Source organism: Pseudomonas emilianonis, from assembly GCF_023072625.1.
In the GTDB taxonomy this organism is placed as follows: domain Bacteria; phylum Pseudomonadota; class Gammaproteobacteria; order Pseudomonadales; family Pseudomonadaceae; genus Aquipseudomonas; species Aquipseudomonas paraveronii.
In genome coordinates this window covers 1-22,383 of the sequence record NZ_JAKNRV010000044.1, presented here as the reverse complement: position 1 = coordinate 22,383, position 22,383 = coordinate 1, and the positions used below count along the sequence as shown (strand labels likewise).

Here is a 22,383-nt window from a genome sequence, read left to right as displayed (position 1 = left end):
GCGCGATCCAGCATTTGGCCGGCATGAAAGACTCCAAGGTGATCGTGGCGATCAACAAGGACGAAGAAGCACCGATCTTCCAGGTGGCTGATTACGGCCTGGTGGCGGACTTGTTCGAAGCCGTACCGGCGCTGCAACAGGCGCTGTAATAACCAGTCGGCAGGCGGGCGAAGAGCGCGCCTGCCGCAGGTTCAGTTGTACGAACCCTTGCCTGGCATTTTGATGCCGTGCAAGTTGACCTTGCGGTACAGCGTTGCACGGGAGATCCCCAGTTCTTGGGCGGCCAAAAGGGGTTTCCATCGATTGCGCACAAGCGTGTCGATCAAAGCCTGGCGCTCCGGGCTGCCGCTGACGGTCTCCTGGCCCTTTACCGGCGCGCTCGCGCCGAGCGTCACCGGCAGATCATCCACCCCGATCACCTGGCCTTTACACACGGCGCACGCGTAACGCAGTACGTGGTGCAGTTGCCGCATGTTGCCGGGCCAGCTGTAGTTCAAGAGCATTTCCAGTGCAGCTTCGCTCAGTTCAAGGCGTTCGCCTGAGCGCTGGCATTCGTCGCCCAACAGTTTGTTGATCAACGCCAGTTTGTCTTTGCGTTCGCGTAGCGGCGGTATATCAAAGCGTGCGCCGCTCAGGCGGAAAAACAGGTCTGCACGAAAGCTGCCGGTTTCAACCAGCGTGGCGATATCGCGGTGGCTGGCGCAAATCACCTGAATATCGATGGACTGGGTGCGAGCTCCGCCCAATGGGGCCACTTCACCCTCGCTGAGCACCCGCAATAGGCGGGTTTGCAGGGGCAGGGGCATATCGCCGATCTCATCGAGAAACAAGGTGCCGCCATCGGCTTGTTGCAACAAGCCACGCATGCCTTTGGTTGAGGCGCCGGTAAAGGCACCCGCGGCATAACCGAACAGTTCACTCTCGATCAGACTCTCGGGAATCGCCGCGCAGTTCACCGCAACAAAGGGTTTTTCACGGCGCTTGCTGGCAGCATGGAGTTGCAATGCAAAGTGTTCCTTGCCTGCACCGGTTTCACCATGGATCAACACTGGCAGGCCACGATCCTTGACCCGTACCGCCAGCTCCAACGCCTGCGCAACCTTGGGGTCGAGCGCTGACGCCGGATGGCTGACCACGGGGGCGCTGATGGGCCGGCGAGGCATCTTGAGGCGCACATGCAGCCCCATCGACGGCAAATAGTGGAGGCTGTCATCCCCGGCGGCGGGCAACTGCGCTGAGGCGAAGGCTTCGTCGATATGCGCGGGGATCCGGCCACAGCGCTGCAACAGCAGGCGCCGCGCGGCAGGGTTGAGCGCTTCAATCCGACCATCACGGTCCCAGGCGAACAGGCATTGAGGCTGGCTGTCGACATAACCTGGCAGGGGGTGAGCACGTAACACCCACAGGTCTTGGGTGCTGTACATGAAGTAGGCATTTTCGAGGTCCGTGGCGCTTTGAATGACCATTTGCCGAATCAAATACTGGCTGCGCCGGTCATCCGGAGCACGAACCGAAGAGACGTCCAATACCGCCAGGATCTCTCCGCGGGGTGAAAATATCGGCGCCGCAGAGCAGGTGTTGCCGATGAACGCCGCACGGAAGTGATCCAGCTTGTGCACGGTGACCGGCAGTTTGTCGATCAACACCGCGCTGACAGCGGTCGTACCTTCTTCCTTTTCCGACCAGCAAGTGCCGACGTCCATGCCGGAGCGGCGGTACTCGCCGCGCAGGGCTGACTCGATCCGGTAGTCGACGGTACAGCCCAGCGTATCGGTGAGCATCACACAGTAATCGGCGTCTCTTACGCGGCTGTGCAACCGTGACATTTCGTCACCTGCCAGGTGCAGGAAGTCGTCGACACGCTGGCGGTGTTCATGGATTTGGTGGGCCTCAAGAACCCTCGGGCCCTGTAATGAACCCGGGTCGAGCTTGTAGTGCTGTACCGAGCGTCGCCAGGAATCGAGGATGGCATTGGGCACCGGCAGGGTCGGTGCATGTTGGGCAGTGCGCAATACGCGACTCACGTGTTCCACATGAGTCTTCGAAAAACCAGAGGACATGGTACCTCCGAAGGTTGGATCTTATTTTTCTGTTGATGGCCATTAAAGGCGGCTTGGCCGATCCCTTCAAGCTGAATCCGTCAGCCGGTGCCGGTGAGACATAACCGCTCAGTATTCGCAGCGTCCCACGCAAGGTACGAGCGGTTATGTCTTGCGCAGGCATTGACGCGGGGTACGTTAATTAAGCTGACGATCCCTCTATTCCGGCCTTTACAGCCAAGTATTACGGTATTGGCATTCGACTTGCTCTGTCAGTCTCAGCAGGCCGCGTCGAACGGTCGCAACTCAACAACAAGAATGACAGAGGCAGTACATGAGCGAATTCAATGCTGTGAATTTCTCCCTGAACGGCAAGGTTGCCCTGGTGACGGGTGCCGGTCGTGGTATTGGCCAGGGCATTGCGCTGAGCCTGGCCCAGGCAGGCGCAGACCTGGTGCTTGCTGACTATGACTTGGGCATCGCCGAAGAGGCCGCCGCCCTGGTACGGGCCTTGGGTCGTCGGGCGGTAGCCCTGCAAGTTGACGTCAGCAAGCCCGAGAGCGTCGTCAGCCTGATCGAGCAAGTTCGGGCAGAATTTGGCCGCCTGGATGTGGCTGTCAACAACGCAGGTGTAGTCAGCCTTGGCCGCGTTGACGAGCTGGCGGTCAGCGAGTGGGACCGCATCATGAACATCAACGCCCGTGGCGTATTCCTCTGCTGCCAGGCCGAGCTCGAGCTGATGCGCGAGCACAACTTCGGCCGCATCATCAACCTGGCGTCGATTGCCGGAAAAGTCGGCTTCCCGGACCTGTCCCACTACAGCGCCTCCAAGTTTGCAGTGATTGGATTTACCAACGCCTTCGCCAAAGAGGTCGCCCGCGAGGGCATCACTGTCAACGCCCTTTGTCCGGGTGTGGTCGGCACCGGCATGTGGCGCGGTGACGAAGGGCTTTCCGCACGCTGGGCCCAGCCTGGCGAAACCGAAGTGCAGTCCTGGGAACGGCACCAGTCCAGCCTGCTGCCCCAAGGCGAAGCGCAAACCGTGGAAGACATGGGCCAACTTGCGGTTTACCTCGCCTGCGCGCCCCACGTGACCGGGCAGGCGATCGCCGTTGATGGCGGCTTCTCGCTTTAGTTGAACCCCGCTTACTTATTGAGTTTACGTCCCCTGAAACCTTGATTCGGGGGAACGGATACGGCTTGCCTGCAGCTTTGTTCAAGCCGCAGGCGCACTGATCGAAACAGGAGAACATAATGACAACTACAGTTCTGGCCAAACGTTCGGTTGGCACCGACATCATCCACTACGACGCCATTGTGATTGGTGCAGGCTTCGGCGGCATTTACATGCTCAAGAAGTTGCGCGATGAACTGGGCTTGAAGGTGCGTGCCTTCGACAAGGCCGGCGGTATCGGCGGCACCTGGTTCTGGAACCGCTACCCTGGCGCGTTATCCGACAGTGAATCGTTTGTGTACTGCTTCTCCTGGGATCGCGAGCTGTGCCAGGAGTGGGATATCACCACGCGCTACCTGACCCAGCCGCAGATTCTGTCCTACCTCAATCACGCGGTTGATCGCCATGACCTGCGTCGTGATATCCAACTGGAAACCGGCATCACCGCTGCGGTATTCGATGAGCACAGCAGCCGCTGGCTGGTCACCGCCGATGACGGCCATCAATACAGCGCCAAGTACCTGGTGACGGCACTGGGCCTGCTGTCGGCGACGAACGTGCCGAAGATCAACGGCCTGGACCAATTCAAGGGGCACATGTACCACACCGCCAACTGGCCGGCCGATGCCGTGCTCGAAGGCAAGCGGGTTGGCGTGATCGGTACTGGGTCCACGGGCTGCCAAGTCATTACCGCGATCGCGCCGACTGTCGGTCACCTCACGGTGTTCCAGCGTTCCGCGCAATACACCGTGCCGGTAGGCAATGGCCCGGTCAGCCGCGAATACGTCGACGACATCAAACGCAACTACGATGCCATCTGGCAAGAAGTGCGTTCCTCGCGGCTGGCGTTCGGCTTCCCGGAGAGCGACATCCCCACCATGAGCGTGGACGCCGCCGAACGCAAAGCCATCTTCCAGCGCGCCTGGGAGGGTGGCGGCGGTTTCCGCTACATGTTCCAGACCTTCAACGATATCGCCACCAGCGAAGAAGCCAACATCGAAGCCCAGAACTTCGTGCGCGAGAAAATCGCTGAAATCGTCCAGGACCCTGAAACTGCCCGCAAGTTGATGCCGCGCGATCTCTACGCCAAGCGTCCGCTGTGCGACAGCGGCTACTACGCCACCTTCAATCGCCCCAATGTGTCGCTGGTGGACGTCAAGGCCAACCCGATTGAAGAAATCACCGCCAAGGGCATTCGCACGGCGGACGGGGTCGAGCACGCGTTGGATGTACTGGTGTTCGCCACCGGTTTCGATGCCGTGGACGGCAATTACAAGCGCATCGACATTCGCGGGCGCGACAACGTCTCGATGAAGGATCACTGGGCTGACGGCCCGTCGAGCTACCTGTCGGTCGCCACCGCCAAGTTCCCCAATATGTTCATGATTCTCGGCCCCAACGGTCCGTTTACCAACCTTCCACCGACCATTGAAACCGAAGTGGAGTGGGTGTCCGACCTGATTGGTTTCATGGAGCAGAACGAGTTGGCCTGCGTGGAACCCTCTGCGCAAAGCGAGCAGGAATGGGGCGTGATCTGCCAGGACATCGCCGACCAGACGCTGTTCGCCAAGACCGACTCGTGGATCTTCGGCGCGAACATCCCGGGCAAAAGCAACAAGGTGTACTTCTACATGGGTGGCCTGGGCGCGTTCAGCGAACAGCTGGCGGCGGTCAAGCACGACGACTACCGGGGCTTCAAGTTCAAGGCCGTGAGTGTCGAAGGCGCGCAACCGCGTCGTGTAACGGAGAACCAGCAATGACGTTGAACAACCCCCAGCTCTTGCGCCATCAGGCCTTTATCGACGGCGTGTGGCTGGCTGCCGACAACGAGGCCACGATCACCGTGGTCAACCCGTCGACCGGTGTGACCATCGGCCAAGTCCCGCGCATGGGCCAGGCGGAAACCCGCCGGGCCATCGAGGCCGCCGAGCGTGCGTTGCCGGCCTGGCGCGAACTCTCGGCCAAGGCCCGTGCCAATGCCTTGCGCCGCTGGTACGACCTGATCATCGAGCACCAGCACGACCTGGCCCATATCATGACCCTCGAACAAGGCAAACCGTTGCCGGAAGCGTTGGGCGAAATCGTGTTTGGTGCGTCGTACATCGAGTGGTACGCGGAGGAGGCCAAGCGCGTCTACGGCGACCTGATCCCCGGCGCGACCGACAAGCGCCTGTTGGTGATCAAGCAACCGGTGGGCGTGTGCGCCGCCATTACGCCGTGGAACTTCCCCAGCGCGATGATCACCCGCAAAGCCGGCCCGGCCCTGGCCGCCGGCTGCACGATGGTGATCAAACCGGCCTCGCAGACGCCATTCTCGGCCTTGGCTTTGGTCTACTTGGCCGAGTTGGCGGGCATTCCCAAGGGCGTGCTGTCGGTGGTCACCGGCGCCGCAGCGGAGATTGCCGAAGAGCTGACCAGCAACCCGGTGGTGCGCAAGATTTCCTTTACCGGCTCCACCGAGATCGGCCGCCAGATCATGGAGAAATGCGCCCACGACATCAAAAAGGTCTCCTTGGAGCTGGGCGGCAACGCGCCGTTTATCGTGTTCGAGGATGCCGATCTCGATGCCGCCGTGGACGGTGCGCTGGCCTCCAAATTCCGCAACGCCGGGCAGACCTGCGTGTGTGCCAACCGCCTGTACGTGCATGACAAGGTGTACGACGCCTTCGTCGATAAACTCGCGTCGGCAGTCGCGGCCCTGAAGGTCGGTGATGGTTTTACCGACGGCGTGACCCTCGGGCCGCTGATCGACGGCAAGGCCGTGGCCAAGGTGCGCGAGCATATCGAGGATGCGCTGGCCAAGGGCGCCAAGGTTGTCCAGGGCGGCGGCGCGCATGCTCAGGGCGAGAACTTCTTCGAGCCCACCATCTTGGTGAACGTGCCAGACAACGTGCGGGTGGCCAAGGAAGAAACCTTCGGCCCGCTGGCGCCGGTGTTCCGCTTTTTTGATGACGCCGAAGTCATCAAAAAAGCCAACGACACCGAGTTCGGCCTGGCGGCGTATTTCTATACCGCCAACCTGAGTCGCGTGTTTCGGGTGGGCGAGGCGCTGGAGTACGGCATCGTCGGGGTCAACACCGGAATCATCAGCTCTGAGGCCGCGCCGTTCGGTGGGGTCAAGGCTTCGGGCGTCGGTCGTGAGGGTTCCAAGTACGGCCTTGAGGATTACCTGGAGATCAAATACCTGTGCCTGGCCGGCATTTGAGCTGATCCATCGCTGTGCGTTTTTTGCTTGATGGCCGTGCGGGCCTTGCCCCGCGGCCCGCTTCACGCTGTGTCGTAAAACATAAAAACAATAGGAAATATCGACATGAACATCGCTTGGAAACTGCCGCTGGGGCTTGGGCTCCTGTCGTGCATTGCTGTACCCGCATCCGCCGCTGACCCTTCCTCGCAATGGGGTACGGGTGATTGGGGCGGGTTACGCAGTGAGCTGCTGGAACAGGGCGTTGACGTGATCGTTGGCTACGTCGGCGAAGGGGCCACCAACGTTCACGGCGGCTACAACCATGACCGCACCGCACGCTACACCGCGCAATGGGCACTTGGCACTCACCTGGACCTGCAAAAGTTGCTGGGCTGGAACGACGCCGAGTTCCAACTGCTGGTGACGGAGCGCAATGGCAATAACCTCTCCAACGAACGCGTCTCCGACCCGCGCGCCCCGCAGCTCAGTTCGGTGCAGGAAGTGTGGGGCAGGGGACAGACCTGGCGCCTGACTCAGATGTGGTATCGCCAGAAGTTTTTCGACAGCGCCCTGGATCTCAAGCTGGGCCGTTTGGGAGTCAATGAAGACTTTGCCAGCTTCCCGTGCGACTTCCAGAGCTTGTCGTTCTGCAGTGCGCCCATCGGTAACGTGGCCGGAGATGTTTGGTACAGCGGCCCCGTCAGCCAATGGGGGGGGCGCGTTCGCTACAACCTGAACGAACAGTGGGCGGTGCAGGTCGGGGCGTATGAGCAGAACCCGTCGTACCTGAGCACCGGCAACGGTTTCAAGCTCAGCGGCAGTGGCACAAAAGGCGCCTTGGTGCCGGTCGAAGTGATCTGGAAGCCAACGGTGGGCCAGCAAGCGTTGCCCGGTGAATACCGCTTGGGCTACTACCACAGCAGCGCCGCCGCCAATGACGTGTACGAGGATATCAACGGCGCACCGCAGGCGTTGACCGGCCAGGCGCCCAAATCCCGTAGCAGCAAACACGGTGCGTGGATCATGGGCCAGCAGCAACTCACCGCCCATCATGGCGATGCATCACGGGGGTTGAGTGTGTTTGCCAGCCTGACCGTGCATGACAAGGCCACCAGCAGCATCGAAAGTTTCCAGAACATCGGTGCGGTCTACAAAGGCCCGTTCGATGCGCGTCCCAAGGATGACATCGGCCTGGGGGTTGCCCGCCTGAAGGTCAACGACGACGTCACCAAGCGCCAGCGCCTGATCAATGACAGCACGGGCATCACCGACTACGACAACCCGCTCTACGTCCCGGTGCAGCACAGCGAATACAACATCGAGCTCAACTACGGCGTGCATGTCACCGACTGGCTGACCGTGCGCCCGAACGTGCAGTACGTGCGTAATCCCGGCGGTGTGTATGAAGTGGATAACGCCTGGGTCGCCGGCCTGAAACTGCAAGCGAGTTTTTAAGCCGTTGTCTGCACCTGAACCGTCAGTCATCGCTAGCCAATATCCCCATCACGATTGAGAAGGAATATAAAAATGAGCAAGTCCTTGGGAAAAGTTGCGTTTGTTACCGGCGCCGGTCAAGGGATCGGTGAGGCCATTGCCGTGCGGTTGGCGGCAGATGGGTTTGCCGTGGCCTGCGCGGACATGAATATTGAAACCGCTCGTCAGGTCGCCGAACGCATCAACAAAGCCGGCGGCAAAGCCCTGGCCATTAGCGTGGATGTGGCTGATCGAGACAATGTCTTCAAGGCTGTAAAGGAAGCGGTGGATGGCCTTGGCGACCTGCATGTGGTCATCAACAACGCCGGCATCGCGCCAATCGCCCCGATTGAAGCGATTACGCCCGAGATGTACCGCAGAACCTTCGATATCAACGTCGGTGGCGTTCTATGGGGCATTCAGGCCGCAGTGGACGCATTCAAAACCCTGGGCCACGGCGGGAAAATCATCAGTGCTTCGTCCCAGGCCGGTCATATCGGCAATCCGGACCTGGCGGTGTATGGCGGGACAAAGTTTGCCGTGCGTGGCATCACCCAGACAGCGGCCCGAGAGCTGGCCCACCTGGGCATTACCGTGAACGCTTACTGCCCCGGCATCGTCAACACGCCGATGATGCGCAAAGTCGCCCAGGATGTCGCGGACAACGCCAATCAAAGCGTGGAGTGGGGGATGGAGCAGTTTGCCCAGCACATTACGTTGAAGCGACTTTCGCAGCCGGAAGATGTGGCGGCCTGTGTGTCATTCCTGTCCGGTCCTGATTCGGACTACATGACTGGCCAGGCCGTGATTATTGATGGTGGGATGGTATTTAACTAAGCGCTGAAGGCGCCAAGTACAACGTGAGGGTAGATAAGATGAATATTACCAAGGGCATTGCATCGCCAGCTAAATTCCTGCTGCAGGCCGACGCATTAATGGATTTATCCCTGCATGGCAAACCGTATGGGGCCAATGCGTATTTGATTTGTGATCAGTTCATTGTTAACCGCGTTCATGAGAAAGCCTTGCCGGGATTCACGAATGAACAGGCAGCTGAACTGGTCGTGTTTGGCGGGCAATGTTCTGATAGTGAAATCAATAAGCACGTTCAGGCAGCTCGTGATTTTGACTACATCGTCGGTATCGGCGGCGGAAAGACGCTGGATACGGCCAAGGCGGCCGCGCATTTCTTGGGTAAACCGGTATTGATACTGCCCACGCTCGCCTCGACAGATGCACCCTGTACGGCGATTTCAGTCATTTACAATGACGACGATACGTTTAACCGCTACTTGTTCTTATCGAAAAATCCTGACGTAGTGTTGGCAGATACCCGGGTTCTGGCAGAACAGCCCCCGCGATTTTTTGCGGCAGGTGTGGGGGATGGCCTGGCCACCTACTTTGAGGCCAGAGCCTGTTTTGCCGCGCAACGCGACAACCTGATCCTGGGCAATGACGGGAACATGCTGAAGCCAACATTGATTGGTTTTGCGATTGCCCAAACCTGCTACGAAACCATCAAGAAATACTCGGCGCAGGCGGCTTATGCCGTTGAGAACAAAGTCATTACGTCGGCGCTGGAAAACACCATTGAAGCGACCATTTATATGTCTGCGGTGGGCGCCGAGTCGGGTGGTTGTGCGGCGGCGCATGCGATTCATAACGGAATGACCACCGTGCATGATCTTCATGGCGCACAGCATGGTGAAAAGGTGGTATTCGGCTTGTTCACGCAATTGGTGATGGAGGCTGCCTCCATGGAGGAGATCGAGGAGGTCGTGGATATCGCGATTGCAGTTGGCTTGCCGTTGACGCTGGAGGACCTGGGCCTGAAGACCTTCAAAGAAGAGGAGTGGCGCAAGGTGGCTGAGGTGGCCTGTGATAAAAACGACACGATTCACAACATGCCGTTTACGGTCACGCCCAATCTGGTCTATGACGCCATAGTGGCAACGGATGCAATGTTGCGCGCCTTTAAACAGAAGAAGTGTGCGCACTAGTTTTCAGCGCGCCGGCGTCGTCAATCGGGTTGAGTGATTGACGACGCCTCAAGGCGGGTTGCGCTATTGAGGCGTTTCAGCGGCAGGCTGAGTGCCACCAGCGGCATCAGTCCAATAAGTCCGCAATCGATTCGGCGGCCAGTTGGTAGGAGCGGCAGCGCGCTTGGGGGTCATAGATCCGCGCATCGATGATTACCTCATCCGCCTGGGTGGTGTCGATGAACTGACGCAGCCAGCTACCCACATCATCCTGGTCACCTACGGCGGTACAGGCCATCGCCTGGGCCAGGCTGTAGCGGTCACGTTCGGTAAGTCGCTCCATGTAGCCCTCCTCGGGGTGTGGTAGAGGCCCCGGTTTGCCTGCATACAGGCGGCTGACCCACTGGCGGTGGGAACTCGCCAGGTACTCGCCTTCAGCGCGAGTAGGCGCGGCGAAGACATTGGCGCCCACGATCACGTAGGGTTGCTGCAACGTGGCGCTGGGGCGGAAGTTGTTGCGGTAATACGCAATGGCATCCATCAGGTTATGCGGGGCGAAGTGCGAGGCGAACGCATAAGGCAGCCCTGATTTTGCCGCGAGTTCGGCACTGTTCAGGCTCGAGCCCAATAGCCAGAGAGGGACATTGTGTTTGCCGGGGATCGCCCTTACGGGCTGACGACCTTCATCGGCCAGGTAGTCGGTCAACTGGCGGATGTCCTGGGTGAAGTCGCGCTCCGAGGCATCGCCGCGCAATGCCCGGATCGCCGGCCCGGCTGAACCCGGTGCGCGACCGATTCCCAGGTCGATACGCCCGGGGAACAGGGTGTCCAGGGTGCCGAAATGTTCGGCCACCGTCAGCGGCGAATGATTGGGCAGCATGATGCCGCCAGCTCCCACGCGCAGGGTCGTGGTGTTCGCCGCCAGGTGTTGGATAAGCAGGCTGGTCGCCGACGAGGCGATGCCCGGCAAGTCATGGTGCTCGGCGATCCAGTAGCGTTTGTAGCCGTGGGTTTCCACATGTCGCGCCAGGGCGACCGCTTCATCCAGGGTATGGGCGAAGGTTTTGTCCTCGCCGATCATCATCAGGTCAAGCACAGACAAGGCTGTCATTGCAGGCTCCGTTTCAAGGTGATTGGACAGGCCACTATTTGAGTGGGAAGTCCGCCCAGGAAGGGTGGTGTTCCAGGCGTTGGTCGATATCGCGCAGGGTGGCCAGGCAGCGCTGCAGCTTGAGATAAATGTCACCGCCGTAATCCCAGCCGAGCACGCCAATGCTGCCGGTGTAACCGACGCGGTTCAGGGCGGCGATCAGTGCGAAGTTGTCCATTTCGCCCCGATCGACGGGCTCCATGGTGGCCACGCCACCCCAACCCAGTTGCGACAGCGCGCTGCCGGACGTGACCACTTGCATCAGATAGGGCTTCATCGCCGCCAGACGTTGCTCCAATTCGCCTTCCTGGCTGGCGTACCAGTGGTAGCCGTTAAACGAAGCGCCCAGGCGCGGGTGTGCGAAGTGCTGGCAGATCTCGACCACCTGCGCGGTGGTCTGGGTCACGTGGTGCAAGTGCGGATACAACGCGATGCGTAAGCCGCGACGTTCGGCAATCGGCAGCAGCGATTCGATGAAGCGCATGATCGCGGGGTGGCCGTTGACCGACGTCTGCACGGCCAGTTCTATCAGTTCGACGCCTTCGACCGTTTCGACCAGGCGTCGGATCAGCGCGTCGTTGCGTCCTTCATGCAGCACCAGGTACAGCCCTTCGATCCGCAGGCCATGTTGTTCCGGTACGTGGGGTAGCCGCGTAAGGTCGGTCAGCGGCGTGCCGCCCCAGGCCGCGACGGTAATGCCGTCATAGCCTAGTTCGGCGAGCATTTCGCACTGGGTCTGGAAGGCATAGACGCCCATGGACGAGTAAAAGAACGAATCAAGTGCGTGGATACGATGAGTCATGGCGGCTCTCCTGACTCAATAAGGCGCGTCGGCGAGGACAGCCCATTCGGGGTGGGCGGCCAAGCGCTGTTCCATGCCACGGAAGGCCGTGACCGAGCGGCGCAGATTGCCGTAGACGTCACCGCCCATGCTCTCCCAGCCAAGCACGCCGAAGCGTCCTGCAAAGCCCCGCCGTTCGAGGGCGCCGAGCAGCACGAAGTTGTCCATTTCACCTTCGTCCAACGGTTCGATGGTGGCCAGGCCGCCCCAGCCGAGTGGGGAGCGACGCGTGCCGGCGATGTTCACCTGTTTGAGCCAGGGCCACAGGGCGTCGAGGCGCTGCTCCAGGGCCTTTTCCTCCATTGCGTACCAGTGGTAACCGTTGAAGACGATGTTCAAGCGCGGATGGTTGAATTCCTTGCACAACGCCACCGCTTGAGTGGTGGTTTGCAGGCCATAACGTGCGTGTGGGTAAAGGTTGATCTCCAACCCACGGCGCTCGCAGATCGGCAATAGGCGCTCGAGCATCCGGCGATCAAAGTTCGTGACGTCGTCGCCGGAATGCAGGGCCAATTCGATGGTGCTGCAGCCTTCGAGGGTCTCGAACACATTGATCACAAAGGCTTCGAGACCCTTGCGATAGATCAGGTACACCGCGCCCACATCTAGGCCCCACGCAGGTTTTACTTGGGGGATCGACTTCAGGTCTTTGCTCCACGCGGACATGGTCAGGCCCTGGTAGCCGAGCTCGGCGAGCATTTCGCATTGCGCGGCCAAGGGATAGGTGCCCAGGGTGGTCTGGAAGATGAAATCCATATGATGCAACGTGCGATTCATGAGTGGGCCTGTGCTGGCGATGGCTCGACGGGTAAGACGGCGCTGGGAAAGTGCGGCAGCAGGTATTCACCGAGCTCGTCGATGACTTCCGCGGCCGGGCGGCGCTGGGGCTTGAAGTGCAGGGCAACGTGACCGACCCCCTGGTCCTGCTGGCGTTTCCAGTGTTCGATCAGGCTGTTTCGACCGGCACGCAGCACGCGCCCCGCCTGCAGCGGATGGTCGGGATCACGGTCCAGGTCGAACAGCGTGCCGTAGCCATACGCCTTGTAGACGTTGGGGCCGCAGGCGGCGCGCCAGCGCTCGATGATCTGCGGGATCAATGCCGGGTTGGAAATGTACGAAAGAATGCCGTCGGTGTGCTGCGCGATCCACTCCAGCGACTGCCCGGCCTGGCCCACGATAATCGTGGGCATGCGCGCGCCGAAGGCTTTGGGCACCAGGTCGATATCGCCGTTCAATTGCCCATAGAAACGCGACGTGTGAGTCGCCCAGTGGGTTTGCGTGGTGGCGCGAATGATCGCCAGTGCATCCCGAAATCGTTCGGCGCGGTTGTCGAAGTCGAGGCCGAAAGCGGGGTATTCCACCGGCCTGTCGCCGGTGGCAAGGCCCATGATGAAACGCCCGCCGAGCAATTGATCGACGCTTGCTGCCTGCTTGGCCACAATCAGCGGATCACGTAGCGGCAAGACGATGCCAGCGGTACCAATCGCAATGTCCTGGGTCACGGCGGCGAGGAAGCCGGCGTAGACCAGTGGGTCGAGGATTTGGCCCACGTCACCGAAGTTCGGGTCGTAGAAGGGCACGTCTCGCAGCCAGATGGCAGAAAACCCCGCCTCATCGACTTTTTGCGCCATATGCGTGTGGTCCTGCAGGGTCGGGCCAGGGCTGTTGGGGTAGCTTTCCAGCGGTGCGATAAAGCCGAAGGTCAAGTGGCCGGGCTGGAACACGCGAGCATAGCCGGGGTGTTGCTTGAGCTCGGGCGCAAGCACGAGGTTGGACGGCATCGAGGTCATTCGAGGAGTCTCGTAGAGTCGGACGGCGGTGGCTTCGCTGAGCATTGCAGCGGTTGAAGTCACGATTGCGCCGACTATAAGTTGTATGATGCGAAAGAAAAATAGGATGAAGTTCCGATCATTTGTGAATAAAACGCTCAAATAACCTGAGGTGGCCATGGATCATTTTGGAGCGCTCGGCGCATTCGTACAGGCCGCGCACACCCGCAGCTTTACCGAGGCCGGACGCCGCACCGGGGTATCGTCCTCGGCGGTTGGCAAGGCGGTCGCACGGCTGGAAGAAGAGTTGGGCGTGCGCTTGTTTCACCGCTCTACCCGCGCCATTACGCTGACGTCCGAAGGCAGCCTGTTTCTGGAACGTTGCCATCGGATCTTTGCCGAGTACGAAGTGGCCAAGCGTGAACTCACCCAGGCCGCCGGCAAGCCCCAAGGCAAGTTGCGCCTTGGTTTGCCGCAGTTGGGCATGCGCCTGATGCCACACTTGATTGCGTTTCAGCAGGCCTATCCGGAGGTCGAGCTCGAACTGGAGTTCAGCGACCGTTTGGTCAACGTCATCGAGGAGGGGTTTGATGCAGTGATGCGCATCGGCGAAGTTCAGGATTCGCGCTTGATGATGCGCACGCTGAACGGCTACAGCCATCGCCTGGTGGCGTCTCCCGGCTATCTGTCGACTCGCGGGGTGCCCTCACGGCCGGCGGAGCTGTCCAGCCATTCGTGCCTGCGTTACCGCTATCCCACCAGCGGTAAGCTTGACCCTTGGCCTCTGGTGGTAAAAAACGGCCAGCAAAGCGTTGAGCTGGGGCAGTCCGCCACGGCCAATGCGATCGAACCGTTGCTCGCCATGGCCGAGGCGGGGCTTGGCATCGCGTGCCTGCCGGATTTTTTCGTCGAACAAGCGATTGCCGCCGGGCGCCTGGTGCCTCTGCTCGACCGTCACCTCAGCGACCACCGCACCTTCAGCATCCTCTGGCCGTCCAGCCGCCAGCCGTTGCCGAAGATCAAGGCGTTTGTCAGTTTCATGTCGTTGCGCCTGACCTGAACTGCCCAACGCAAACTGCCGACGCGCCCGCTTATACGGGGCATCGGCGGGTCTGAGTCGAGTCGATCAGGCTTTGCTGGAGGACTTCGCGGCAAAGGCACCGTCACCCAGTAGCGCGACGACCAACGCGGTGACGCACAGGTAGATCGGATATTCCCAACCGCCATTGGCGTTGGTGAAGCTCCAGCCGTTGCCGAAGTGTACGGTGGCGGCGACAAACAACTGAACCACGGCCAGGGCGGCGATCCAGCGCGCGTAGATGCCCAGCACCAGCATCAGGCCGCCGATCACTTCAAAGGCCATGACCGGGTAGGCCAGAAAGCCTGGGAAGCCGATGGATTCAAAAAAGCCTGCGGTGCCGGCGGGGGTAAACACCAGCACTTTGGTCAGGCCGTGGGCGATGAACATGATGCCCAAGGCAAGGCGTAAAACGAAGGCGGCATAGGGAGCAGTACGGTAGTCGATCATGATGCAGTTCCTTTTTATTTAGTGGGAAAGCGGCAAGGTTTGAGTCAGCCATTGAGAAAAATCCGCCAGTTCCTGCGCGACGATCTCGTGGGCCATGTTGTAGAAATGGGTTTCATGGACGACGCCGATCCGTTCCAGCCAGGTATCGGCCTCCTGCGCCCATGCGACGGGTAGAACGTTATCCTGATAACCATGCGCGATGAACGCTCGCACGGATTTTAGCCTCTCGGCGGAGGCGATGCGTGGCTCAAGCTCGCGCAACATGCGCCCGCTCAACAGGGCAAAACCGGCTACCTGTTCAGGCTCGGTGAGCCCTACGCTGGCGCTCATGATGCCGCCCTGGCTGAAGCCAGCGATCACGGTCGGCATCGCTGGCAGCGCATCAATGAAGCGGCTCAACAGTTGCCGGCTGGATTCAGCCTGTTCCTGGTTGAACGAGGGGCCGTTGCTGGTGAAGTTCACCTGATACCAGGCAAAACCCTGTGGGCCGATTTGCAGCGGGCCGCGCAACAGGATCACTTCCAGCGCCTCAGGCAATGCATCGGCCAGGGGCGCCAGGTTCGCTTCGTTGGAACCCACGCCATGCAGCAGAATCAAGCGGGCCTTGGGCGCGGTTGTGTTGCCGCCCTTGCGCAAAGACAGGCCGGTCTGTGGCTCGCGGCAGACGTCGGAAAAATGGGTATCACGCATGGTCTGTAACGCCTTGATGAGGTTGAGGGGTGGCGGACGAGAACAGGTAGCTGTCCATCGACAGCACGCCGTAACTCACGCCGCCTTCCAGCACGCGGATGTCGTAGTGTTCACCGGCCGCGCCGAGGGCGATGATCAGCGGCAGGAAATGCTCATCCGTCGGGTGGGCCCGTTCAGCCGACGGTGCGTGCTGTTTGTAGTCCAGTAAAAACTCGGTGTTGCCTGCCTGCAGCGTCTTTGCGGTCCAGGCGGCGAACGCCTTGACGTAGTCGGCGCCGAGGCCGGAGGCACTGCGGAACTCATACAGGTTATGGGTCAGGCTGCCGGATGCGACGATCAATACGTTCATCTCCCGCAGAGGCTTGAGCGCCTGGCCCAGTTTCCACGCCTGGCGGGTATCGAGGCTGGCGGGCATCGACACCTGAACCACGGGGATGTCGGCGTGCGGTGCCAGATACAACAACGGGACCCAGGCGCCGTGGTCCAGGCCGCGGCGGGCATCCAGGCGGGATTTCCAGCCGGCGTCCTGCAGCATCTCGACGATGTGCGCCGCCAGGACCGGTGCGCCGGGCGCCGGATACTGCAACTGGTACAGCGCGTCGGGAAACCCACCGAAATCGTGAAGGGTTGCCGGGGCGGTGCTCGACGTCACGCTGACTTCGCCATGGGTCATCCAGTGCGGAGAAAGGATGACGATGGCATCAGGGCGTGGCAGTTCGCGACCGAGCTGGGCCAGGCGTGGACCTGCCTGTCCGGGCTCGATGGCAAACAGCGGAGCACCATGGGACACAAACAACAGCGGGAATGACGTGTTCATGGTGCGTGATGCCTCGGTTCGTGGGTTATTTGCTCAGCCAGGCCGGCGCGATCGAGGTGCCCAGGCCTGCGCCGTAGCCCAGGTAAATGTTGAACCCGGCCAATGGCTCCAGGTAGCGGGCATTCACCAGTGCGCCGGCGTCCACCGTGTTCCAGCCCAGGCTGTGCGCGAGGGCGATGGCGGTCTGCTTGGCGCGTTCGCTGTCGCTGGCGACAAACACACTGCCGGTCTGGTCATGGGCAAAGGTCGGACCGTCGGCCAGCACTTGGGCGAACAGGGTGTTGAAGGCCTTCACCACCTGGGCCTGCGGCAGCGCCCTGGCGATTTCTTCGCTGGCGCTGGTGACATGCCCGATAGTCAGCGACATGTAGTCGGCGCTCAGCGGGTTGGTGATGTCGATCACCACTTTGCCCGTCAGGTCGCCCAGGCTTTGCAGAGCCTTGACAGCGTCTTCATAGGCGGTAGCAACCACCACGACGTCGCTGTCAGCCAACGCCTCGGCCGACGGGTAGGCGCTGACGTTCACGAACTGCGCGGCCAGGGTGCTGGCCTTGCCGATGTCACGCCCGGTGATCCGAACGATATGCCCAGCGGCCGACAGTTGTTTGGCAAACGCCGAACCCATGTTGCCGGTACCCACTACTGTGATTTTCATGTCGACCTCGTGTGCGTTGATGTGTGTTTCGATGGGTTCAGTCTATAGGTTGTGATTTTGAGATAAATAAGGCCAGATGTGATGAATAGTTCCACTAAGTGAGACAGTTATGGATCGGGCGCTGGAGATGCAGGTGTTTTGCACGGTGGTTGATAAAGGCACCTTCGTGGGCGCAGCCGAACCCCTGGCGATGTCCAAGGCCGCCATTTCGCGGTATGTGAGTGCGCTTGAGGAGCGATTGGGGGCGCGGCTCCTGCACCGCACCACACGCAGGCTTTCGCTGACGGAGGAGGGGCGCCAGTTCTACCATCAGGCCCGTGAGGTGCTGGCGCTGATGGAACAGGCAGAAGAAGCCGTGTCGTCCACCGCGCCGGAACCCAGCGGCGTGTTGAGGGTGAATGCGCCGGTCAGTTTCGGCGTGCTGCACCTGGCGCCGCTGTGGGGCGAATTCATGAAGGCCTACCCCCATGTCGAGTTGGACATCAGCTTGAACGATCGCTTGGTGGATCTGGTGGAGGAGGGCTTTGACGCGGCGGTGCGCATTGCGCGCATGGAAAACTCGTCGCTGGTGGGACGACGCCTGGCGGGGACGCGGATGTGCCTGTTTGCGTCTCCCGACTACCTGGACCGTCATCCGCCGATTCGCACCTTGTCCGACCTGGCCGACCACGGCGTGATTGCCTACACCCACTTCGCCATGGGCAATGAGTGGCAATTCGAAGGGCCTGACGGCAGCGAGACGGTGCGCACGCGCTCGACCGCGCGCTGCAACAACGGCGACACCTGCCGCAGCATCGCCCTCGCGGGGGCCGGTATTGCCCTGCAACCGAGCTTCATGGTCGCCGAGGATTTGCGCAGCGGCGCCCTGGTGGAGATCCTGCCGGCGTACCGTTCCATCGAGTTGGGCATCTACGTGGTCTATCCCTCGCGCAAACACCTGGCGAGCAAGGTGCGGGTGTTGATCAATTTTCTGGCTGAGCGCTTCAGCCATCCCCATTGGGAGCAATAGCGCTGTCGAGCCTGAGTTTTTTCGAATAACCACCTGTTCCAGATCATCCGTCGCCCTGGACGTGTGTCTATGCTTGATCAACCCCCGCAGTCGTCGGCAGGTTCGCGGCGTCAACTGTTGAGGGACACATAGGCCTGTTCATGCTGAAGGAGCGATGATGAATATCGAACTGAAGACGAAGCGCGCATTGGTTAGCGCCTCCACCGGTGGTATTGGTTTTGCGGTGGCAAAGGGGTTGGCGCAAGCAGGCGCTGCGGTGGTTATCAATGGTCGCAGCGAACGCTCGGTGAACGACGCCATTGCGCGTTTGCTCGCCGAGGTGCCTGATGCCGTGGTCAGCGGTGTCGCCGCTGACTTGAGCACTGCGCAAGGGGTTGAAACCCTGCTGGCCGGGCTTGGCGCTATCGACATCCTGGTGAACAATGCCGGCATTTATGAGCTCCAGGACTTCTTCGAGGCCGGCGATGACGTCTGGAACAACCACTGGCAGACCAACGTCATGTCCGGCGTGCGCCTGAGTCGCGCGCTGCTGCCGGCGATGGTCGAGCGCGGCTGGGGACGGGTGGTGTTTGTCGCGTCCGAGTCGGCACGCAACATTCCTGCCGACATGATCCATTACGGCGTGTCCAAAACCGCGCAATTGGCGTTGGCCCGTGGCCTGGCCAAACGCGTGGCCGGCAGCGGTGTGACCGTCAATAGCGTGCTGCCGGGGCCGACGCTTTCCGATGGCGTGGCCGAGATGATGAAGGGCGAAGTCGAACGCACCGGCAAGCCCCTCGAAGCCGTGATGCGTGATTTCGTCCTCGAGCGGCGTCCCAGCTCCATCATCCAGCGCGCGTCCAGCGTGGAAGAAGTGGCCAATATGATTGTCTACGTGTGTTCGACCCAGGCCTCCGCCACCACCGGCGCTGCGCTCAGGGTCGATGGTGGGGTCGTCGACGATATTGTCTGACCTGCGTTCAGGGGCGGCGTGACACGTAGACCACCACGCCAATGCAGATGAGCAGGGCCAGCGCTGACAGCAACATCGCGTTCGACATCCCCTGGGCGAACGCGGTGGCATCAGCGCTGGCGATCATCGCCCCGGAAACGGCGACGCCGATCACGCCGCCCAACTGTCTGGCGGAGGCCATCAACCCCGACGCGATACCCGCATCGTGCTGGCTGATGGACGAGAGCATCGCATTGGTAATCGACGGAACCGACATGGCACTGCCGATGCCGACCAGCATCAGCGCGCCGTTGAGCAGCCAGGGCGAGCCGTGTGCGCTGGTCTGCGACAGCGCAAGGAAGCCGATGATCTGTACGCTGAACCCGGTGGTGATGATGCGCGGGGCGCTGAACCGTTTGGCGAAGCGTGACGAGAGCAGGGTTGAAAGGGTCAGCACGGCGGTCAACGGGATAAACGACAAGCCGGTGGTGAACGCGTCGTAGTGCAGGAAGGTCTGGAAGTAAATACTGAAAACGAACACCGTTCCATAGAAGGTCAGATTGATCGCCGCGCCGGCCAGCGCCATGCTGCCCAGCACGGCGTTCCGGGCCAGGTGCGGGGGCAGCATTGGGTGCGCGACCCGCCGCTCGATCAGGATGAACGCCACGGCACAGATCAACGCCACCGCCAGGGCGGAAAAGGTCGCAGCGACCCAGCCTTGTGCGCTGGATTCGGTCAAGCCGTAGGTCAGCGCCGCAACGCAAATGGCAATGCTGATTTGCCCGGGAATATCGATGTGCTTGTCGACTCGCGGGGAGGCGGGGGCGTAGCGCAGGATCAGCGCGATAGCCAGCAGGCCGATCGGAATGTTGAGCAGAAACACACTGCGCCAGCCGAAGTACTCGATCATCAGGCCGCCGATCACGGGGCCGGCCGCCAATGCGATACCTCCGCAGGCGCCCCACAGCGCCACGGCGCAGCGGCGTTTGTCGGGGTCCTGGAACGACACGCGAATCAACGTCAGTGACGTGGGGATCAGCAATGCTGCACCGATGCCCTGGATGACACGCATCGTGATCAGCAGGGTCGTGCTGTTGGCCAGGCCACAACCGATCGACGCGAGGGTGAAGATGGCGAAACCGACTGCGAAAACGGTTTTGGCCCCCCACTTGTCGCCCCAAGCGCCTCCCAGGATCAGCAGGGCGGAAAACGGCAGCGCATAGCTGTTGATGACCCACTGCAGGCCCGTGAAGTCGGTATTGAACGCCTCTTTGAGTGCGCCGAGGCCAACGTTGACGACGCTGACGTCCAGCTGGACAACCAGAAAACCGAGGCAGGCGGCGATCAGAATCGCGCGTAACGAAGGGGAGGGGGTCATGTCAGGCATTTACCTCGAGCGTCGGCGCGGCCAGGCCGCACTGGCGGCCTCCATTCAGACGAACTGCAACACGTCGTTCACGGCTTTACGCGGCTTTTGCGGCCAGTTGGTCGCGCCCGGGTAGCCAACGGTGACCAGCATCACCGGAATCTCGGTGTCCGATAGACCGAACGCCTGGGCCACCGCCGACTGATCGAAGCCGATCATCGGGGTCGACACTAACCCTTGGCCCTTGGCGGCCAGCATCAGTGTCATCGCGGCCAGGGAGCCCGAGCGGATCGCTTCGTCGCGCTGCAACTGCGGGTTTTGCGCGTACATGCCCTGTGCGGCACCGAGCCACATGTCGTAGATCGCCTGGTCGATGATGCCGGCGTCCAGCGTCGGTTTCAGCGAGGCAGGCAAGGTGGCTTGGGGGTTGAGGGTGCCGCAGACGATAAACGTCACGGCTGCGTCCACGACCTTCTGCTGGCCGAAGGCCAATGGCAGCAGGCGGGCCTTGCCCTCGGTGCTGCGTACCGCCACGAACCGCCAGTTCTGCAGGTTGAAGGCGGACGGGGCGTGGGTGGCCAGGTCGATCAGCTCAGCGATCTGCGCATCGGTCAATTGACGTGCAGTGTCGTAGCTGTTGGCGGAGATTCGGGACTTAATAACTTCGGCAATACCGGACATGGTGATCTCTGTGGGTAAAAGGAGGGTGCGCGGTCGCCCGACTCAGCGGCTGAAGCCGTCGAACGGGGTCATATACACCGCGCCGAACGGGTCCAGACGCTTGCGGATTTGCACATCCGGCGTGCCGTACACCACCAGGCTGGTGATGCTGCACAGTTCGAGGAAGCGCTGGCCGAAGGGGGCGAACGTGGTGTCGACGTGGCTGACCACGGCGTCGGCGTTGTAGCGCTCAAGAATGTGCACGGTGCTGTTGTCTTCGTTGACGCTGTATTCGTAGACCAGGGTGCCTGGCTCGGCGCGGGTGGCGGCCACGATAGTCGCGATCAGCGCCTTGAATTCGGCGAACTCTGCGGGTTTTACCGCGAGGCTGAACAGGCAGGAGATATAGGGATGCATGATGAGTGTTTCCGTCAGAGGCACCGGGCGGTGCCTGTGGAGTGGGAGAGGCTCAGGACTTGTCGGGCGCGTCCCCGAACAGCTTGCCGGCACCGGCCCAGTCGGAGGCGGCGACGTCTTCGAAAATCACGTAGATGTAGTTGGCATCGGTGCCGGTGTGCTTGACGATGCTTTCGGTGATGTCAGCGGCCACTGCGGCTTTCTGCGCGTGTTCTTTACCTTCGAACCAGCTCACACGGACGACGGGCATGATGTATTCCTCTTGGGACATTGATCTGGGAAAGGTGCGGGTAGTGCACCGTTGTCTGACTGGAATCCATCGTACTGTTGAACAGGCTGGCGATAAACGGCCTCTGACTATAATCTGGGTAGACTAAAACTCTACAATAAGCGAGCGCTGCATGGTTCCTATCGATTCCTTCCAGGGTGTTATCACCTTTGTCGTGGCTGCACGTTCATCCAGCTTCACCCAGGCCGCCGAGCGCCTGGGGTTGTCGAAATCCGCCGTGGGCAAAGCCATCGCGCGCCTGGAAGAGCGCCTGGGCACGCAGTTGTTTCATCGCACCACCCGGCGCATTTCATTGACCGCCGATGGCGAAGCGTATTTCGTCGCGTGTTCCGCGGCACTGGAGGAAATCGGCGCCGCCGAAAGCGGCCTGGGCCCTGGTGGCGGCGAGCCTTCCGGGCGCTTGCGCGTC

The 22,383-nt window shown here is 61.0% G+C and carries 23 protein-coding genes and 1 pseudogene; 11 read left to right on the top strand and 13 right to left on the bottom strand.

What is annotated here, in order from left to right; genetic code table 11:
* A pseudogene (locus L9Z73_RS07680) lies at nt 1-149 on the top strand (electron transfer flavoprotein subunit alpha/FixB family protein); the annotation flags it as partial.
* Nucleotides 150-191: 42 nt separating this feature from the next.
* Here the strand turns inward: L9Z73_RS07680 and L9Z73_RS07675 are convergent.
* Nucleotides 192-2,060: a sigma-54-dependent Fis family transcriptional regulator gene (locus L9Z73_RS07675; RefSeq protein WP_247398157.1), complete on the bottom strand. Its 1,869-nt coding sequence runs from the start codon at nt 2,058-2,060 to the stop codon at nt 192-194.
* Nucleotides 2,061-2,373: 313 nt separating this feature from the next.
* Here L9Z73_RS07675 and L9Z73_RS07670 point away from each other — a divergent pair, with 313 nt between their 5' ends.
* The 6 genes from L9Z73_RS07670 to L9Z73_RS07645 all read left to right on the top strand — a co-directional run bounded on the left by L9Z73_RS07670 (nt 2,374) and on the right by L9Z73_RS07645 (nt 9,873).
* Nucleotides 2,374-3,174, top strand: a complete 801-nt coding sequence (locus tag L9Z73_RS07670) for an SDR family NAD(P)-dependent oxidoreductase (protein ID WP_247398154.1) — start codon at nt 2,374-2,376, stop codon at nt 3,172-3,174.
* Between the two features lie 119 nt (nt 3,175-3,293).
* Nucleotides 3,294-4,973, top strand: coding sequence for a flavin-containing monooxygenase (locus tag L9Z73_RS07665; RefSeq protein ID WP_247398151.1), 1,680 nt, complete (start codon nt 3,294-3,296; stop codon nt 4,971-4,973).
* The gene (gene gabD, locus L9Z73_RS07660; RefSeq protein WP_247398148.1) at nt 4,970-6,418 is read left to right on the top strand and encodes an NADP-dependent succinate-semialdehyde dehydrogenase; all 1,449 of its coding nucleotides are present in this window, start codon (nt 4,970-4,972) and stop codon (nt 6,416-6,418) included. The genes L9Z73_RS07665 and gabD overlap by 4 nt, the downstream gene beginning before the upstream one ends.
* A gap of 105 nt (nt 6,419-6,523) precedes the next feature.
* Nucleotides 6,524-7,855 carry a carbohydrate porin gene (locus L9Z73_RS07655; RefSeq protein ID WP_247398129.1) on the top strand — a complete coding sequence of 444 codons (1,332 nt, stop codon included), beginning with the start codon at nt 6,524-6,526 and terminating at the stop codon, nt 7,853-7,855.
* Nucleotides 7,856-7,927: 72 nt separating this feature from the next.
* Nucleotides 7,928-8,710, top strand: a complete 783-nt coding sequence (locus tag L9Z73_RS07650) for a (S)-acetoin forming diacetyl reductase (RefSeq protein ID WP_058822700.1) — start codon at nt 7,928-7,930, stop codon at nt 8,708-8,710.
* Between the two features lie 38 nt (nt 8,711-8,748).
* On the top strand, nt 8,749-9,873 hold the full coding sequence (locus L9Z73_RS07645; RefSeq protein WP_247398127.1) for a glycerol dehydrogenase: 1,125 nt from the start codon (nt 8,749-8,751) through the stop codon (nt 9,871-9,873).
* 106 nt (nt 9,874-9,979) lie between these two features.
* On the opposite strand, the gene L9Z73_RS07640 is transcribed toward L9Z73_RS07645, so the two are convergent.
* The 4 genes from L9Z73_RS07640 to L9Z73_RS07625 are packed head-to-tail and all read right to left on the bottom strand — an operon-like array spanning nt 9,980 to nt 13,633.
* Nucleotides 9,980-10,963, bottom strand: coding sequence for an LLM class flavin-dependent oxidoreductase (locus tag L9Z73_RS07640; protein ID WP_247398125.1), 984 nt, complete (start codon nt 10,961-10,963; stop codon nt 9,980-9,982).
* 34 nt (nt 10,964-10,997) lie between these two features.
* Nucleotides 10,998-11,804, bottom strand: coding sequence for a sugar phosphate isomerase/epimerase family protein (locus L9Z73_RS07635; protein WP_247398121.1), 807 nt, complete (start codon nt 11,802-11,804; stop codon nt 10,998-11,000).
* Between the two features lie 15 nt (nt 11,805-11,819).
* Nucleotides 11,820-12,620, bottom strand: coding sequence for a sugar phosphate isomerase/epimerase family protein (locus L9Z73_RS07630; protein ID WP_247398118.1), 801 nt, complete (start codon nt 12,618-12,620; stop codon nt 11,820-11,822).
* On the bottom strand, nt 12,617-13,633 hold the full coding sequence (locus tag L9Z73_RS07625) for an LLM class oxidoreductase (protein WP_247398160.1): 1,017 nt from the start codon (nt 13,631-13,633) through the stop codon (nt 12,617-12,619). Before L9Z73_RS07625 ends, L9Z73_RS07630 begins: the two co-directional genes overlap by 4 nt.
* 157 nt (nt 13,634-13,790) lie before the next feature.
* Here L9Z73_RS07625 and L9Z73_RS07620 point away from each other — a divergent pair, with 157 nt between their 5' ends.
* Entirely contained in the window at nt 13,791-14,672 is an 882-nt protein-coding gene (locus L9Z73_RS07620) for a LysR family transcriptional regulator (RefSeq protein WP_247398116.1), read from the top strand.
* Nucleotides 14,673-14,738: 66 nt separating this feature from the next.
* Here L9Z73_RS07620 and L9Z73_RS07615 read toward each other — a convergent pair whose 3' ends face one another.
* The 4 genes from L9Z73_RS07615 to L9Z73_RS07600 are packed head-to-tail and all read right to left on the bottom strand — an operon-like array spanning nt 14,739 to nt 17,302.
* Complete coding sequence (locus tag L9Z73_RS07615) at nt 14,739-15,140, bottom strand: DoxX family protein (RefSeq protein ID WP_058822706.1); 402 nt, start codon at nt 15,138-15,140, stop codon at nt 14,739-14,741.
* Nucleotides 15,141-15,158: 18 nt separating this feature from the next.
* Nucleotides 15,159-15,830: an alpha/beta hydrolase gene (locus L9Z73_RS07610; protein WP_058822707.1), complete on the bottom strand. Its 672-nt coding sequence runs from the start codon at nt 15,828-15,830 to the stop codon at nt 15,159-15,161.
* Complete coding sequence (locus L9Z73_RS07605; RefSeq protein ID WP_247398113.1) at nt 15,823-16,647, bottom strand: DODA-type extradiol aromatic ring-opening family dioxygenase; 825 nt, start codon at nt 16,645-16,647, stop codon at nt 15,823-15,825. The genes L9Z73_RS07610 and L9Z73_RS07605 overlap by 8 nt, the downstream gene beginning before the upstream one ends.
* Before the next feature lie 25 nt (nt 16,648-16,672).
* Nucleotides 16,673-17,302 (bottom strand): NADPH-dependent F420 reductase, encoded by a 630-nt coding sequence (locus L9Z73_RS07600; RefSeq protein WP_247398111.1) that lies wholly within the window; start codon nt 17,300-17,302, stop codon nt 16,673-16,675.
* Between the two features lie 109 nt (nt 17,303-17,411).
* Here L9Z73_RS07600 and L9Z73_RS07595 point away from each other — a divergent pair, with 109 nt between their 5' ends.
* Both L9Z73_RS07595 and L9Z73_RS07590 read left to right on the top strand, forming a co-directional pair.
* Nucleotides 17,412-18,311 carry a LysR family transcriptional regulator gene (locus L9Z73_RS07595; RefSeq protein WP_247398107.1) on the top strand — a complete coding sequence of 300 codons (900 nt, stop codon included), beginning with the start codon at nt 17,412-17,414 and terminating at the stop codon, nt 18,309-18,311.
* A gap of 157 nt (nt 18,312-18,468) precedes the next feature.
* A complete protein-coding gene (locus tag L9Z73_RS07590; RefSeq protein WP_058822711.1) occupies nt 18,469-19,263 on the top strand; it encodes an SDR family NAD(P)-dependent oxidoreductase in 795 nt (264 codons plus the stop codon).
* Nucleotides 19,264-19,270: 7 nt separating this feature from the next.
* Here L9Z73_RS07590 and L9Z73_RS07585 read toward each other — a convergent pair whose 3' ends face one another.
* Genes L9Z73_RS07585 through L9Z73_RS07570 form a run of 4 tightly spaced genes read right to left on the bottom strand, consistent with a single transcriptional unit; the run spans nt 19,271 to nt 21,935 of the window.
* Nucleotides 19,271-20,620, bottom strand: coding sequence for an MFS transporter (locus tag L9Z73_RS07585; protein ID WP_247398104.1), 1,350 nt, complete (start codon nt 20,618-20,620; stop codon nt 19,271-19,273).
* 54 nt (nt 20,621-20,674) lie between these two features.
* Nucleotides 20,675-21,289: a nitroreductase family protein gene (locus tag L9Z73_RS07580; RefSeq protein WP_247398102.1), complete on the bottom strand. Its 615-nt coding sequence runs from the start codon at nt 21,287-21,289 to the stop codon at nt 20,675-20,677.
* Nucleotides 21,290-21,331: 42 nt separating this feature from the next.
* Nucleotides 21,332-21,685, bottom strand: coding sequence for a putative quinol monooxygenase (locus tag L9Z73_RS07575; RefSeq protein WP_247398098.1), 354 nt, complete (start codon nt 21,683-21,685; stop codon nt 21,332-21,334).
* Nucleotides 21,686-21,737: 52 nt separating this feature from the next.
* Nucleotides 21,738-21,935 (bottom strand): tautomerase family protein, encoded by a 198-nt coding sequence (locus L9Z73_RS07570; RefSeq protein ID WP_058822715.1) that lies wholly within the window; start codon nt 21,933-21,935, stop codon nt 21,738-21,740.
* 151 nt (nt 21,936-22,086) lie between these two features.
* Between L9Z73_RS07570 and L9Z73_RS07565 the strand changes: the two genes are divergently transcribed.
* Nucleotides 22,087-22,383 (top strand): LysR family transcriptional regulator (locus L9Z73_RS07565; RefSeq protein ID WP_247398096.1); only part of this gene is annotated, 297 nt, incomplete at its 3' end.

Excerpts from the sequence above, each read along its gene's own strand:
- L9Z73_RS07635 (WP_247398121.1), bottom strand. The coding sequence starts at position 11,804 with ATGACTCATCGTATCCACGCACTTGATTCGTTCTTTTACTCGTCCATG.
- L9Z73_RS07665 (WP_247398151.1), top strand. The coding sequence starts at position 3,294 with ATGACAACTACAGTTCTGGCCAAACGTTCGGTTGGCACCGACATCATC.
- L9Z73_RS07620 (WP_247398116.1), top strand. The coding sequence starts at position 13,791 with ATGGATCATTTTGGAGCGCTCGGCGCATTCGTACAGGCCGCGCACACC.
- L9Z73_RS07630 (WP_247398118.1), bottom strand. The coding sequence starts at position 12,620 with ATGAATCGCACGTTGCATCATATGGATTTCATCTTCCAGACCACCCTG.
- L9Z73_RS07670 (WP_247398154.1), top strand. The coding sequence starts at position 2,374 with ATGAGCGAATTCAATGCTGTGAATTTCTCCCTGAACGGCAAGGTTGCC.
- L9Z73_RS07600 (WP_247398111.1), bottom strand. The coding sequence starts at position 17,302 with ATGAAAATCACAGTAGTGGGTACCGGCAACATGGGTTCGGCGTTTGCC.
- L9Z73_RS07615 (WP_058822706.1), bottom strand. The coding sequence starts at position 15,140 with ATGATCGACTACCGTACTGCTCCCTATGCCGCCTTCGTTTTACGCCTT.
- L9Z73_RS07575 (WP_247398098.1), bottom strand. The coding sequence starts at position 21,685 with ATGCATCCCTATATCTCCTGCCTGTTCAGCCTCGCGGTAAAACCCGCA.
- L9Z73_RS07655 (WP_247398129.1), top strand. The coding sequence starts at position 6,524 with ATGAACATCGCTTGGAAACTGCCGCTGGGGCTTGGGCTCCTGTCGTGC.
- L9Z73_RS07640 (WP_247398125.1), bottom strand. The coding sequence starts at position 10,963 with ATGACAGCCTTGTCTGTGCTTGACCTGATGATGATCGGCGAGGACAAA.
- L9Z73_RS07570 (WP_058822715.1), bottom strand. The coding sequence starts at position 21,935 with ATGCCCGTCGTCCGTGTGAGCTGGTTCGAAGGTAAAGAACACGCGCAG.
- L9Z73_RS07605 (WP_247398113.1), bottom strand. The coding sequence starts at position 16,647 with ATGAACACGTCATTCCCGCTGTTGTTTGTGTCCCATGGTGCTCCGCTG.
- L9Z73_RS07675 (WP_247398157.1), bottom strand. The coding sequence starts at position 2,060 with ATGTCCTCTGGTTTTTCGAAGACTCATGTGGAACACGTGAGTCGCGTA.
- L9Z73_RS07625 (WP_247398160.1), bottom strand. The coding sequence starts at position 13,633 with ATGACCTCGATGCCGTCCAACCTCGTGCTTGCGCCCGAGCTCAAGCAA.
- L9Z73_RS07595 (WP_247398107.1), top strand. The coding sequence starts at position 17,412 with ATGGATCGGGCGCTGGAGATGCAGGTGTTTTGCACGGTGGTTGATAAA.
- L9Z73_RS07650 (WP_058822700.1), top strand. The coding sequence starts at position 7,928 with ATGAGCAAGTCCTTGGGAAAAGTTGCGTTTGTTACCGGCGCCGGTCAA.
- gabD (WP_247398148.1), top strand. The coding sequence starts at position 4,970 with ATGACGTTGAACAACCCCCAGCTCTTGCGCCATCAGGCCTTTATCGAC.
- L9Z73_RS07590 (WP_058822711.1), top strand. The coding sequence starts at position 18,469 with ATGAATATCGAACTGAAGACGAAGCGCGCATTGGTTAGCGCCTCCACC.
- L9Z73_RS07610 (WP_058822707.1), bottom strand. The coding sequence starts at position 15,830 with ATGCGTGATACCCATTTTTCCGACGTCTGCCGCGAGCCACAGACCGGC.
- L9Z73_RS07580 (WP_247398102.1), bottom strand. The coding sequence starts at position 21,289 with ATGTCCGGTATTGCCGAAGTTATTAAGTCCCGAATCTCCGCCAACAGC.
- L9Z73_RS07585 (WP_247398104.1), bottom strand. The coding sequence starts at position 20,620 with ATGACCCCCTCCCCTTCGTTACGCGCGATTCTGATCGCCGCCTGCCTC.
- L9Z73_RS07645 (WP_247398127.1), top strand. The coding sequence starts at position 8,749 with ATGAATATTACCAAGGGCATTGCATCGCCAGCTAAATTCCTGCTGCAG.